Annotated in this window: 11 protein-coding genes and 1 tRNA gene; 6 read left to right on the top strand and 6 right to left on the bottom strand. The window is 67.2% G+C overall.

Translation table 11 applies throughout. The annotated features are described in order from the left end of the window. Nucleotides 1-14 precede the first annotated feature (14 nt). A complete protein-coding gene (locus AB4Y79_RS15620; protein ID WP_441863564.1) occupies nucleotides 15-353 on the bottom strand; it encodes a protealysin inhibitor emfourin in 339 nt (112 codons plus the stop codon). Between the two features lie 61 nt (nucleotides 354-414). Continuing rightward, complete coding sequence (locus tag AB4Y79_RS15615) at nucleotides 415-1,464, bottom strand: M4 family metallopeptidase (protein WP_441863561.1); 1,050 nt, start codon at nucleotides 1,462-1,464, stop codon at nucleotides 415-417. A 126-nt stretch (nucleotides 1,465-1,590) separates the two neighbouring features. Between AB4Y79_RS15615 and AB4Y79_RS15610 the strand changes: the two genes are divergently transcribed. Beyond that, complete coding sequence (locus tag AB4Y79_RS15610; RefSeq protein ID WP_441863558.1) at nucleotides 1,591-2,577, top strand: cation diffusion facilitator family transporter; 987 nt, start codon at nucleotides 1,591-1,593, stop codon at nucleotides 2,575-2,577. Between the two features lie 18 nt (nucleotides 2,578-2,595). Here AB4Y79_RS15610 and AB4Y79_RS15605 read toward each other — a convergent pair. The 4 genes from AB4Y79_RS15605 to AB4Y79_RS15590 form a co-directional block, all read right to left on the bottom strand. Next, nucleotides 2,596-2,671 (bottom strand) — tRNA-Arg (locus tag AB4Y79_RS15605). Nucleotides 2,672-2,780: 109 nt separating this feature from the next. Then, nucleotides 2,781-4,352 (bottom strand): ferredoxin--NADP reductase, encoded by a 1,572-nt coding sequence (locus tag AB4Y79_RS15600; RefSeq protein ID WP_441863556.1) that lies wholly within the window; start codon nucleotides 4,350-4,352, stop codon nucleotides 2,781-2,783. Next, nucleotides 4,349-5,221, bottom strand: coding sequence for an FAD:protein FMN transferase (locus tag AB4Y79_RS15595; protein WP_441863553.1), 873 nt, complete (start codon nucleotides 5,219-5,221; stop codon nucleotides 4,349-4,351). The genes AB4Y79_RS15600 and AB4Y79_RS15595 overlap by 4 nt, the downstream gene beginning before the upstream one ends. 3 nt (nucleotides 5,222-5,224) lie before the next feature. Next, nucleotides 5,225-5,743 (bottom strand): FMN-binding protein, encoded by a 519-nt coding sequence (locus AB4Y79_RS15590; protein WP_308930561.1) that lies wholly within the window; start codon nucleotides 5,741-5,743, stop codon nucleotides 5,225-5,227. 139 nt (nucleotides 5,744-5,882) lie between these two features. Between AB4Y79_RS15590 and argS the strand changes: the two genes are divergently transcribed. From argS to thrB, 5 genes are read left to right on the top strand one after another with little or no spacing between them, the layout of a single operon-like run. Next, the gene (gene argS / locus AB4Y79_RS15585; RefSeq protein ID WP_441863550.1) at nucleotides 5,883-7,547 is read left to right on the top strand and encodes an arginine--tRNA ligase; all 1,665 of its coding nucleotides are present in this window, start codon (nucleotides 5,883-5,885) and stop codon (nucleotides 7,545-7,547) included. Beyond that, complete coding sequence (gene lysA / locus AB4Y79_RS15580; protein ID WP_441863547.1) at nucleotides 7,544-9,022, top strand: diaminopimelate decarboxylase; 1,479 nt, start codon at nucleotides 7,544-7,546, stop codon at nucleotides 9,020-9,022. Before argS ends, lysA begins: the two co-directional genes overlap by 4 nt. Then, a complete protein-coding gene (locus AB4Y79_RS15575; protein ID WP_441863544.1) occupies nucleotides 9,023-10,339 on the top strand; it encodes a homoserine dehydrogenase in 1,317 nt (438 codons plus the stop codon). It begins immediately after the preceding gene. Next, entirely contained in the window at nucleotides 10,340-11,446 is a 1,107-nt protein-coding gene (gene thrC / locus AB4Y79_RS15570; protein ID WP_441863541.1) for a threonine synthase, read from the top strand. A gap of 2 nt (nucleotides 11,447-11,448) precedes the next feature. Then, nucleotides 11,449-12,423, top strand: a complete 975-nt coding sequence (gene thrB, locus AB4Y79_RS15565) for a homoserine kinase (RefSeq protein WP_441863538.1) — start codon at nucleotides 11,449-11,451, stop codon at nucleotides 12,421-12,423. Nucleotides 12,424-12,655 lie beyond the last annotated feature (232 nt).

Genomic DNA, 12,655 nt, shown 5'->3' with positions numbered 1-12,655 from the left:
CCCGTTGCCTGCCGTCAGGCCGGAGCTTCCGGCCCGTCCGCGGCACCTGCACCACCAGTGGACTTCTCCGCGGCGGCCCGCGCAGTGTCCACCAGGATCCGCCAAGGACCGGTGAGGGCCTGTTCCGGAAGCGCCGCCCTGCGCCGGCCGGCAGTGATGGCGTAGATGAAGCGGTCCGGCTGGGGTGACTCGATGGCGGCGTCCGCCGCCCGCCTGGTGCTGGGAACCGTATCCCACGGGCAGGCCTCAAGAATGGGCTGCCAATGGCTGAGGTCGCTGTCCGTCCGCGCGTCGACGGTCCACACCCTGGTGACGGCCGCGAGCCCGCCGCTGCGCTCCACCTTGATCTTCATTGCAGGCCCCTGGGCTTTATGGACATTCCGGCGGCCGGAGGCCGGCACGGCGGAACAGTGGCTAAACTTTGACCCTCACAGTTTCCCATGCACCGCGTACGGCGTCATGCTCCTTGGTTCCGGAACCGAACAAGTCCGCGGCGGCGCGCATCGTGGCACGGGCAAAGACGGTGAACGTGGCTGTGGCCGGCAGGGACCCGTTGGTCAGTGCCTCGTACCAGATCCGGCCGGGCGCGTCCCAGGCATTACCGCCGAGTGCGCTGGCGACCAGGTAGAAGGCGCGGTTGGGGATGCCGGAGTTGATGTGGACGCCACCGTTGTCCGCGCTGGTCCGAACGTAGGAGTCCATCGAGTCCGGCTGCGGGTCCTTGCCGAGCACGTCGTCGTCGTACGCTGTTCCGGGCGCTTTCATGGAGCGGAGGGCCGCTCCTTGCACCTGGGGCGTGAAGAGGCCTTCCCCGATCAACCAGCTTGCCTGGGCGGCGGACTGTTTCCTGATGAACTGTTCAACGAGCGCGCCGAAGACGTCGGACATCGATTCGTTCAGGGCACCTGCCTGGTTCCGGTAGGCGAGCCCGGCGGAGTACTGGGTCACGCCGTGGGCAAGCTCGTGCCCGATGACACTGACGGATTTGGTGAAGCGTTCGAAAACCTCGCCGTCGCCATCACCGAACACCATCTGGCTGCCGTTCCAAAAGGCATTGTCGTACAGCTTGCCGAAGTGCACCGTGGCATCAAGCTTCATGCCGCGTCCGTCCACTGAGTCCCGCCCGAATGCTTCGGCATACAGCCGGTGCGTATGCCCCAGCCCGTCATAGGCCTCATCGGCGGCGTCGCCGGTGGGTGCGGCACCTTCTGTGCGTACCAGGGTGCCTGGCAGTGTTTCGGCGCCTCCGGCGTCATATATGGTGCGGTTCACCGGTTCCGGCGTTGCCTGGCGCAAGCCCTCCGGGACGACGGGCACGCCCTGTGCACGTGCAGCCTGGAACGATTCGACATGTCCCAAGGCTTTCCTGGCGGCGCTCGCCGCGGAAGAATATTCCGGTGCAGCCTGCCGGGCCAGCCGCCGCAACAGGTATGGCGGAACGATGGAACAGAACGGAACATGCATGGCGTACCCCCTCAGTTAGGTCTTTTCAGCCTACGAGCGGGCACTGACAATCGGCGGCAGCACGGCACCCGGAGTTGTTCGGCCGTGCCGGCGGCCGGGAGCGGGCCGGTTGGGTACGGTAGGCGCATGGCGCATACCGAAAAGCGATCCAAGCCCAGTTCCACGCTGCTGACGGTCGTCATCGCGTTCGTGGCCAATATCCTTGTGGCGGCGGCGAAGTCGGTGGCAGCCGTGCTGTCCGGGTCGGCCTCGATGGCAGCGGAGGCAGCGCATTCCTGGGCGGATACGGGAAACCAGGTGTTCCTGTTCTTCGCGGAGCGGCGGTCCGCCCGGCCCCGCGACAAGGGCCATCCCATGGGCTACGGGCGGGAAGCCTACGTATGGTCGATGTTCGCAGCTTTTGGTCTCTTCACGGCCGGCGCGGTGGTTTCCATCATGCACGGGATCCAGGAGATTATTCAGCCCGAACCCGCGGCCGACTTCATGGTGGCCTACGTGGTCCTGGCCGTCGCATTCGTTTTTGAAGGGATTTCCTTCATCCAGGCCTTCCGCGAAACCCGGAAGGCGGCACATGAGTTGGAACGGCACACATTGGAGCAGGTGCTCATCAGCTCCGACCCCACCCTGCGGGCGGTCTTCGCGGAGGATGCGGCCGCGCTGATCGGCCTTGTCGTGGCGTTTGTTGGCGTGTTCCTGCACCAGGTCACCGGGTCGCCGCTGCCCGATGCCATCGGTTCGATCGTCGTGGGGGTGCTGCTCGCCGTCGTCGCCGTCCTCCTGATCGACCGCAACAGGCGCTTCCTCGTGGGCCAGGGCGTCACTCCAGACATCGAACGGTCCATGGCCACGCGGATGCTGGAGCACCAGGACATTGCCAGGCTCACGTATCTGCACCTTGAATTTGTCGGGCCGCGGAAGCTGTACCTCGTTGCGGCAGTGGACCTGCAGGGCGACCACCCTGAGCACGAGGTGGCGGTGGCCCTGCGCCGGATCGAGCGCGAACTCGAGGACCACGAGACGGTGGAAGAAGCCGTGCTGACCCTGGCGACCCCGGACGAGGCCGCCCTGCGTTTCCAGGCGACCGAAACCGAAAAACCCCCGCCGCTTCAGTGAAGCGGCGGGGGTTTCCTATGGTGCCCTCGATAGGATTCGAACCTACGACCTTCTGCTCCGGAGGCAGACGCTCTATCCCCTGAGCTACGAGGGCAATCCGGATTTCCTGCCGTTCCCGGCGGGACGTCCTAGAGCTTAGCAGGAAGGTGGCCCGCAAGGGAAAACCGTCGTCGGCAGCATGCCGTCAGCACGCGGTGGGCCGCTCAGTAGCCGGAAAAGGAGTCGGTGTGGACGCGGCGCGCGCCTGCCCTTCGGGCTTCGCGGCGCAGCGCGGCAACGCTCGCCGGGGAACCGGACACGTAGACCTCCCGGCCGGCGATATCCGGGACCAGCGCGGTGAGCATCGCTCCGTCCAGCCTTTGACCCGGTGTGTCGGGGCCGGCACCTTCGGGACGGGAGGAAGCGGGAGCCAGTCCCGGCGGCGGCCCGGACCCGTCTGCGACCCGCACCAGCACCCGGATGCCTGAGTTCCGGAGTTCGTCGGCGTACGCCACCTCACCGGCGCTCCGGGCCAGCAGCAGGAGCACGGCGTCCCGGTCCCGCAGGCCGCCGGCGGACAGGTGCGAAACGAAGGGCGTGATGCCGATGCCCGCCGCGATCAGCAGCACGGGCCGGCGGGGATCGCGGGGAAGGACGAAGTCGCCGCCCACGGATGTGGCCGTGACTTCATCGCCCGGCCGCAGCTCCAGCAGCGTTTTTTTGGCCGCGGACATGGGCCCGGCCGTCTGCACCCCGAACCGCAGCAGCCGGTCGCGCGGGGAGCCCGTCAGGCTGAACACCCGGCGCCGTCCTTTGCCGTCACGCTTCCCGTGCGGAAGATCCAGTTCCATGTACTGCCCGGGCACGAACCGGACCAGCCGGGACGGTTCAAACGAGAATTCGGTGGTGCTGGGCGTCAACGGCCGGGTGCCAACCAGCCGAAGCTTCACCGCGCCGCGCTGGCCGGCCATGAAGGCAAGGAGGTTGCCGGCCAACAGGGCCGCTTCCGGCGAATTGGCAAAGATCCCCAGGTTGTAGGGGACGGCAAACAGGATCCCCACCACGGCGGCCAGGGCAAGTTGCTGCCAACGGCGCGGAGGCAGGGTGAGGGGTTCGGTGAGCATGAATCCCACGAAGAACAGCACCGGCCGCTGGGCCAGGGCCTGGTAGACGCCCATGCCGGCTGTCATGCCCGCACGGAGCAGTTCAACGGTGATGATGGCTGTGGCCACCGCAGTGAACACCGAAGCCATCAGGACCTTGCGCGTCCGGTACAAGACCAACACCACGCCCGGAACCACCAGCCACAGCATGGCAGGAGTGGCGGCCCACCAGGTGGCGATGTTCAGCCCGGTGAGTCCGGTGATGAAGGCCCCCGCCGCGGCCGGATTAAAGATGTGCCGCCCGCGCCACGCCAAAGCATATTTCGACGCCGACGCCAGGACACACGCCAGCGCCACCCCTGCCGCATCCATCAGTTGCTGGGACGGCCAGAAGAGGAAATACAGCAGGAGCCCCGTGATCAGCGACGACTCCGAATGGGGATTCACCCGGAATACCGCCGCCAGTCCACGGTTGGTGGCGTAGGTCAGCACCAGGCACAGTGCCAGGTGCGCCAGCATCGGCAAAATGCCGAACGTCAACCAGCCCAGCACGTCAAGGAGCAGGCTGTAGGCGGCAAGGACGGCCAGGACCAGCAGGATCAGCCGGTACATGGTGAGTTTGCCCACGGCCGTGCCCACCCGGCCGGCCAGGGAGGGAAGCAGGCCGGCTTGCGGTGTTTCCACGGGGTTCATGAGAACAGTGTCCCTTCGAAGGCGGCTGAATAGGCTGCGCTGCCGTCGGAAAAGACGGTCAGCCACGAAAAGTCGAACTCTTCCTGGAGCACGGGGCCGGGAACGAAGAAAAGCGCCGTCGCCAGGGCGTCGGCCAGCATCGCGGTGTCCGCCAGTGCCCAGGTGGCGACGGCGGTCCGCACCGGCTGCCCGGTTGTTCCGTCGAGAACGTGGTGCAGTCCGTCGCCCCAGGCGCGCCGGTTGGCCGCGGAGGCACAGAGGGCGCGCCCGGCCAGCTGCACGACGCCGATGGCCTGGGCCGGGTTGTAGGGGTGTTCGAGCGCAACGCTGATGGGGTCCGGGCCGCGGACCAGGAGATCGCCGCTGGCATCGATAATGAAGGAGCCGGCCCCGGCGGCCTCCAGTTCGGCAGCCAGCAGGTCCACCAGCAAACCCTTGCCTGCGGCGCCGATGTCCAGCACCACCGGCGCGCTGGCAGCCACGTCAGCCCCTGACCAGCTGAGGACCGACTCCCAGGCCGGCGCCGGGAGTGGCGGACCTGCGGGCCGGAGCGAATAGGCAGGATCGTAGCCCAGGCGCTCCAGGCTGGCGCCGATCAGCGGCGTCATGGCACCACCGGTCAATCCGTACAGTGTGGAATACAGCCGGCCGAGCGCTGCGGCTTCGTCGGGAAACCGGTAACGCCCCGGCTTGCGTGCCATCTCTGCGACCAGGGAGTCGGCCCTGAACCGGGACCACGCGGCGTCGAACCTTGCAACGCGGTCCAGGAGGCGCACCCGCAGCGGCGCCGTCAAGGGCAGGGGAGTGGAGATCTCCCACTCGGTGCCGATCCCCAGGAACGGAAAGCCCTCCCAACCCGTGACGGGCACTGCCTACTGCGCCTCCGACTTGATCTTCCCCACGGCCTGGTTGAAACCTCCGCTGGTCAGTGATGAGCCGGCAACCTTGGACACGTTGAGTTCGTCGAGGTTCCTGCCCACCACCTGCGCTGCGATGCCGCCGGCGAACTCGCCCTGGAACTTGCGGGTATTCGGATTGGAAGGGTGTTGGGTGATCTTCACATCGGTGACTTTTCCCGCCGCCACCGTCAGTTGCACGCCGACGGTCTCGGTGCCGTTGGGCGAGACATAGTTTCCGTCCGCACTGTACGTGCCGTCCTTGTAACCGCCGCTGCCGGCCAGGGCGGTGGAGCCGCCCGAGGGCGCGGCGGCCGTGCTGCCGGCTGCGCCGGTGTTGGCCGGCGGGGCTTCGGCCGCCGATGGTGCGCAGCCGGCGACGGTTCCGGCCAGTGACAAACCGGCAATTCCGGCATAGAGGGTCCGGCGGACGGCTCCGCTGCGTGCCGATGGGCCTGCGGGTACGGACGGGCTTTGGCGGGGGGAGGGTCTCATGAAGGCTCTCATCTCTCGGGTCATGCCGTGCGGGCAGTGGCTACGCTCTGGACAACGCCGGATCAGCCCGAAAGGTTCACCCGGTGCCAAAGGCGGCGTCAGATTCTTTGCTGTCACTGGCCCCCGGTAGGCTAGAGGGGTGACTCCCGAAGAACTTTCCCTCGCCATATCCGCCTGCCTCAAGGACGCCGTTGCCGCCGGCGAAATCGCCCTTGCGGAATCAGCAATTCCTGCTGAGGTGCGCGTGGAGCGACCCAAGAACCGGGACCACGGCGACTGGGCCGCCAACATCGCCCTCCAGCTCGCCAAGCAGGCCGGGACCAATCCGCGCGAACTCGCCGCCATCCTCAGCACCCGGCTGAAGTCCATCAACGGTGTTTCCGCGGTGGACATCGCGGGCCCGGGCTTCCTGAACATCACCGTCGACGCCGCGGCCGCCGGGGCCCTGGCCAAGGCCATCGTTGAGGCCGGCAGGAGCTATGGCACCAACACCGCGCTCGCCGGTCACACCGTCAACATGGAGTTCGTGTCCGCCAACCCCACCGGGCCGCTGCACATCGGCCACACCCGCTGGGCAGCGCTGGGGGATGCCATTGCACGCGTGCTCCGGGCTTCCGGCGCCGATGTTACGGCCGAGTACTACATCAACGATGCCGGTTCCCAGATGAACACCTTCGCCACGTCGGTCTACTCGCGCCTGCACGGCCTTCCGGTGCCCGACGGCGGCTACCCCGGGGAGTACATCGCCGATCTCGGCCACGAGGTCCTCTCGGCGCATCCGGACATCCGCGAGCTCACCGAGGTGGCCGCGCTGCCCGTCATCCGCGCCGCGGCCTACGAAGCCCAGATGAAGGACATCCAGGCCACGCTGGCGGACTTCGGCGTCGAGTTCGACGTCTTCTTTTCCGAGCAGGAGCTGCACGACGCCGGCGCGATCGAGAGTGCCGTTGCGCGGCTGCGCGAACAAGGCCACGTGTTCGACGACGGCGGTGCGGTCTGGCTGCGTACCACGGACTTTGGTGATGACAAGGACCGGGTCATGGTCCGCGCCAACGGCGAGCCCACCTACTTCGCCGCCGACGCCGCCTACTACCTGTCCAAGAAGGACCGCGGCTTCACCGAGAAGATCTACCTGCTCGGTGCCGACCACCACGGCTACATCAACCGGCTCAAGGCGATCGCCGCGGCCGCCGGCGACGATCCCGAGGTGAACATCGAGGTCTTGATCGGCCAGCTGGTCTCCGTCAATGGAGCCAAGCTCTCCAAGCGCGCGGGCAACATCATCGAGCTCAAGGACCTGATCGAATGGCTGGGCAAGGACGCGGTCCGCTACTCGCTGGCCCGGTTCCCGGCCGATTCACCGCTGACCCTGGACCCGGAGCTGCTGAAGAAGCACAGCAACGAAAACCCGGTGTTCTACGTCCAGTACGCCCATGCCCGTTCCCGTGGTGCCGCGCGCAACGCCGTGGCCGCCGGCGTCGAACGCGAGGTGGACGGCCGGGACAGCTTCGAGGCCTCGCTGCTGGACCACGCCACGGAGAACGAACTGCTCTCCTACCTGGGCAGCTACCCCTCCATCGTGGCCAAGGCGGCGGAACTGCGTGAACCGCACCGCGTGGCACGGCACCTCGAAGCCATCGCAGGGGCCTACCACCGGTGGTATGACGCGTGCCGGATTGCGCCCATGGGCGAGGAACCGGTGACCGACCTCAACCGCACCCGGCTGTGGCTCAACGACGCCACCAGCCAGGTGCTCGCCAACGGCCTTGACCTGCTGGGCGTTTCGGCGCCGGAACGGATGTGAGCACCGTGTCAGTATCCTCAATCAGCGCATCCCCGCTGGCCCCCGAATGGCTGCAGGTCCCTGACGACCTGAACGCGCTCCACCAGCCCATGTGGGCCGGCAGCGTGGTCCGGAACGGCGCCGGCGCCCTCACCGTCGGGGGAGTGGACGTCCACGCCCTGAAGGAACAGTTCGGTACGCCGCTGTTCGTCATGGACGAGGCCGACTTCCGCTCCCGCGCCCGGGCCTTCAAGGATTCCTTCGACGCCGCCTTTGCCGATATCTGCGGCGGCGTGGACGTCTACTACGCCGGGAAGTCCTTCCTGTGCACCGCAGTGGTGAAGTGGGTGGAGGAGGAAGGGCTTCGCCTCGATACGGCATCGGGCGGTGAACTGGCGGTGGCAGCACGCGCCGGAATTCCCGGCGAACGGGTGGCGCTGCACGGCAACAACAAATCCGATGCCGAGATCCACCGGGCGCTGGACATGGGCCTCGGCCGCATCGTGGTGGACAGCCTGGATGAGCTGGTCCGCGTCGGGGCCCTCGCGCAAGCCCGCGGTGAACAGGCCAAAGTCATGCTCCGGCTCACCCCCGGCGTACACGCCCACACGCACGAGTTCATCGCCACCGCGCACGAGGACCAGAAATTCGGCCTCTCCATGGCTGCGGACACCACTGCGGAAGCAGGCGTCTCCGCAGCCGAAGAAGCAGTGGCCGCGGCGGCAGCCCACCCCGGCATCGAGTTGCTGGGCCTGCACTGCCACATCGGGTCGCAGATCTTCGAGCCCGACGGCTTCGCGCTGGCCGCCGAGAAACTGCTGCGTTTCCTGGCAGCCATGCAGGAAAAATACTCCATCACCATGCCGGAGCTTGACCTCGGCGGCGGCTACGGGATCGCCTACACGCCGGTGGACACCCCCCGCCCCGCAGCGGAGATCGCGACGGCGATGGCCGCCGTCGTGCGTTCCACCTGCGCCGAGCTGGGCATCGACGCGCCGCGCATCTCGATCGAACCCGGCCGCGCCATCGTGGGCAGCACCACCTTCACCCTGTACGAGGTGGGCACGCTCAAGACCGTTCGCGTGGACGCGCCTGCCGGGTCCGGCGGTGACGCCGGCGACAACGTTACGTATCCGCGCCGGTATGTTTCGGTGGACGGTGGCATGAGCGATAACGCCCGCCCGGTGCTGTACGACGCGGATTATTCGGCTGTCCTGGCCTCCCGCACCTCCGGCGCGGCCCCGCAGCTGTCCCGCGTGGTGGGCAAACATTGCGAGAGCGGCGACATAGTTGTTAGAGATGTATATCTGCCCGGGGACGTGGCAGCCGGTGATCTGCTTGCCGTACCGGGGACCGGCGCCTATTGCTGGGCCCTCTCGAGCAACTACAACTATCTGGCCCGGCCGGGCGTTGTCGCGGTGCGCGACGGATCTGCCCGGCTGATTGTCCGCGGGGAAACCGAAGAAGATCTTTTGAACCGCGACATGGGAGCCTGAATGACGGAAATGCGAACCCTGAAAGTGGCCCTGCTGGGCTGTGGCAACGTAGGGGCCCAGGTTGCGCGGATCCTGCTTGAGGACGCCGATGCCCTTGCCGCCCGTGCCGGGGCACGACTTCAGCTCAGCGGCATCGCCGTGCGCAACGTCAGTGCCCACCGTGACGTTGAACTGCCGCAGGAACTCTTCACCACCGACGCCGAGACCCTGGTCAAGGACGCGGACCTGGTCATTGAACTGATGGGCGGCATCGAACCGGCGCGCACGCTGATCCTCTCCGCACTCCGCAACGGCGCCTGCGTGGTGACCGGCAACAAGGCACTGCTGGCGCAGGACGGCCCCACTCTCTACGAAGAGGCGGACAAAGCCGGCGTGCAGCTCTCCTACGAGGCCGCCGTCGCCGGAGCCATCCCCATCCTCCGCCCCATCCGCGACAGCCTCTCCGGCGACCGGATCACCCGGGTGCTGGGCATCGTCAACGGCACCACGAACTTCATCCTTGACCAGATGGACAGCACCGGCGCCCAGTTCGCGGACGCCCTCGCCGAAGCCCAGCGGCTCGGCTACGCCGAAGCGGACCCCACGGCCGACGTCGAAGGGCACGACGCCGCGGCGAAGGCCGCCATCCTGGCGTCATTGTCATTCCACACCCGGTTCGCGCTGGAGAACGTCCACTGCGAGGGCATTTCGTCCGTCACTGCCTCGGACATCGCCGCGGCAAAGGACGCCGGCTTTGTCATCAAGCTGCTGGCCATCGCGGAGAAACTGTCCGGTGCCGACGGCAAGGAAGGCGTGTCCGTCCGCGTCCACCCCACCCTCCTGCCGCGGGAACACCCGCTGGCCGCCGTCCGCGGCGCTTTCAACGCCGTCTTCATCGAGGCTGAAAACGCCGGTGAGCTGATGTTCTACGGCCAGGGCGCCGGCGGCACGCCCACCGCGTCCGCCGTGATGGGTGACCTCGTTTCCGCGGCACGCCGCCTGGTCCTGGGCGGACCGCAGCGCACCGAGACCACTACCGGCCATGTCCCGGCGCTGCCCATCGAGGCGGCAACCACCAGCTACTACATCGGCCTGGACGTCGCTGACCAGCCTGGCGTCCTGGCACGGATCGCCCAGCTCTTTGCCGAGCAGGGTGTGTCCATCGAAATCATGCGGCAAACCATCCACCGCGATGCCGAATCCAACGTGGAGTCGGCCGAGCTGCGGATTGTCACCCACCGCGCGTCAGAGGCTGCCCTCGCAGCCACCGTCGAGGCCGTGAAGGGCCTGGACGTCATCAATTCAGTTACATCCGTTCTGCGGGTAGAAGGAGTCTAAGTGGCTCACCAATGGCGCGGCGTTATCCGCGAATACGCTGACCGTCTGCCCGTGACGGAGTCCACCAGGGTCATCACCCTGGGCGAGGGCGGCACCCCGCTGGTGCACGCGCAGAAGCTCTCCGAACTCACCGGTTCCCAGGTCTACCTGAAGGTGGAGGGGATGAACCCCACCGGATCCTTCAAGGATCGCGGCATGACCATGGCCATGACGGCTGCGGTGGCCTCCGGTGCCAAGGCCGTGGTGTGCGCCTCCACCGGCAACACCTCCGCCTCCGCTGCCGCCTACGCCACCGCCGCCGGCCTGAAGTGCGCCGTCCTGGTGCCCGAAGGCAAGATTTCGATGGGCAAGCTCAGCCAGGCCATCGCGCACGGGGCCACCTTGCTGCAGGTAGACGGCAACTTCGACAACTGCCTGGACATCGCCCGCAAGCTGGGGGAGTCCTACCCCGTCTTCCTGGTCAACTCCGTCAACCCGGCCCGCATCCAGGGCCAGAAGACCGGAGCGTTCGAAGTGGTCGATGCCCTGGGCGACGCCCCGGACATCCACGTGCTGCCGGTCGGCAACGCCGGCAACATCACGGCCTACTGGAAGGGCTACAAGGAGTACTCGGCTCCCTTCGAGTCCGACACGGCCGGCACCCTTCCCGCCGTCTCCACCAAGACGCCCGTCATGTGGGGTTTCCAGGCAGCCGGTGCCGCCCCGTTCGTGGCCGGCCACCCCATCACGGAGCCGGACACCATCGCCACGGCCATCCGCATTGGAAACCCCGCGTCCTGGGACGGGGCAGTGGGAGCACGTGACGAGTCCGGCGGACTCATCGACGCCGTCACGGACGAGGAAATCCTGCACGCGCACCGCTGGCTGTCGGCAAAGGAAGGCGTCTTCGTGGAGCCCGGCTCCGCAGCCGGCGTGGCAGGCCTGCTCAAGAAGCACGCCGCAGGTGAAGTCCCCAGTGGAAAAACCATCGTCATCACCGTCACCGGGCACGGGCTCAAGGACCCGCAGTGGGCCCTGCGCACCGAGAACGGCAGCGACGTGCAGCCGGTCAAGGTGCCCAACGACGTCGTCACCGTAGCCGCTGAGCTGGGACTGGAAGAAAAGTAGCCTTGGACACCACCTCGCAGGCCGCCGTCGGGCTGCACCTCATCGAGCCGGGCCAGCGCGTCACCGTCCGCGTCCCCGCGACGTCGGCCAACCTTGGCCCCGGCTACGACAGCCTGGGGCTTGCCCTGGCCCTGCACGACACCCTCACCGTGGAAAGCCTGGACACGGACGAACTCCTGTTCGAGCTCCGCGGCGAGGGTGCCGAAACGCTGCCCCGGGATGCCAGCCACCTGGTCATCCGCGCCATGGACGCAGCGTTCGAGCGGCTGGGGTACCGCCACGGCGGCCTGAAGGTGACTGCCGAGAACGTGAACCCGCACGGGCGCGGGCTCGGTTCCTCCGCGTCTGCCGTGGTGGCCGCCGTCTCTGCCGCCAACGCCATGGTTCCTGCCGGCAGCCGGCGCGGAAAGGACTGGATCCTCCAGCTCACCAGCGAACTGGAAGGCCACCCGGACAACGTCGCACCCGCCATATTCGGCGGACTGGCGCTGTCATGGCAGGACAGTGAGCAGTACAGCAGCACCAGTGCCACAGTGGCCGGCGATGTTATTCCCATCGTGGCGGTGCCGGACTTCGAACTGGCCACGGAAGCGGCCCGGGCCCTGCTCCCGGCGTCGGTGGGACACCACGCTGCCGCGATGAATTCCGGCCGGGCAGCGCTGTTGATCCATGCGCTCACCCAAAAACCTGAATTCCTGTTGCCGGGCACCGAGGACTACCTGCACCAGAGCTACCGCGCAGAGGCCATGCGGCCCAGTGCTGCGCTGATTGGCGCGCTGCGCAAAGCGGGCTACGCCGCAGTGGTCTCCGGTGCCGGCCCCACCGTCCTGGTGCTGGCGAACGGCGAGGCCCAGGCCGCCGGTGCCCTTGCCTTCATCGAGTCCTTCACGGCAAGCAACACGCCGGAGGTTGGCTGGCGCGTGCTGAAGCTCGCAGTGGACGTTGAAGGTGCTAAGGTGGACTTGCACCGGCGGTAATTCCGCCTATCTGATCTGCTCGTGCATTCAGTTGCTGTTTTGATCTTCCGACTGTGAATGTATTCCGGTGCCGCCTGCTTGGTCTGTCGCAGGAAATTGCAGCATCCAACTGCCCCTGAACCGTCAGCCCGGCGTTGCTCCACAGAGTGCAGCGCAAGGTGAATCAGTATCCGGCCCTGCTGGCCGAAATCCAACCGGCAAGGCCGAAAAATCCCGGCTGCAGATCTGAACT

It is taken from the genome of Pseudarthrobacter sp. YAF2, from assembly GCF_052113345.1.
GTDB lineage: Bacteria > Actinomycetota > Actinomycetes > Actinomycetales > Micrococcaceae > Arthrobacter.
Note: the sequence above shows the minus strand (reverse complement) of the source record. Positions and strands in the feature narration are given on the sequence as shown.

Excerpts from the sequence above, each read along its gene's own strand:
- AB4Y79_RS15620 (WP_441863564.1), bottom strand. The coding sequence starts at position 353 with ATGAAGATCAAGGTGGAGCGCAGCGGCGGGCTCGCGGCCGTCACCAGG.
- AB4Y79_RS15615 (WP_441863561.1), bottom strand. The coding sequence starts at position 1,464 with ATGCATGTTCCGTTCTGTTCCATCGTTCCGCCATACCTGTTGCGGCGG.
- AB4Y79_RS15610 (WP_441863558.1), top strand. The coding sequence starts at position 1,591 with ATGGCGCATACCGAAAAGCGATCCAAGCCCAGTTCCACGCTGCTGACG.
- AB4Y79_RS15600 (WP_441863556.1), bottom strand. The coding sequence starts at position 4,352 with ATGAACCCCGTGGAAACACCGCAAGCCGGCCTGCTTCCCTCCCTGGCC.
- AB4Y79_RS15590 (WP_308930561.1), bottom strand. The coding sequence starts at position 5,743 with ATGAGACCCTCCCCCCGCCAAAGCCCGTCCGTACCCGCAGGCCCATCG.
- AB4Y79_RS15575 (WP_441863544.1), top strand. The coding sequence starts at position 9,023 with ATGACGGAAATGCGAACCCTGAAAGTGGCCCTGCTGGGCTGTGGCAAC.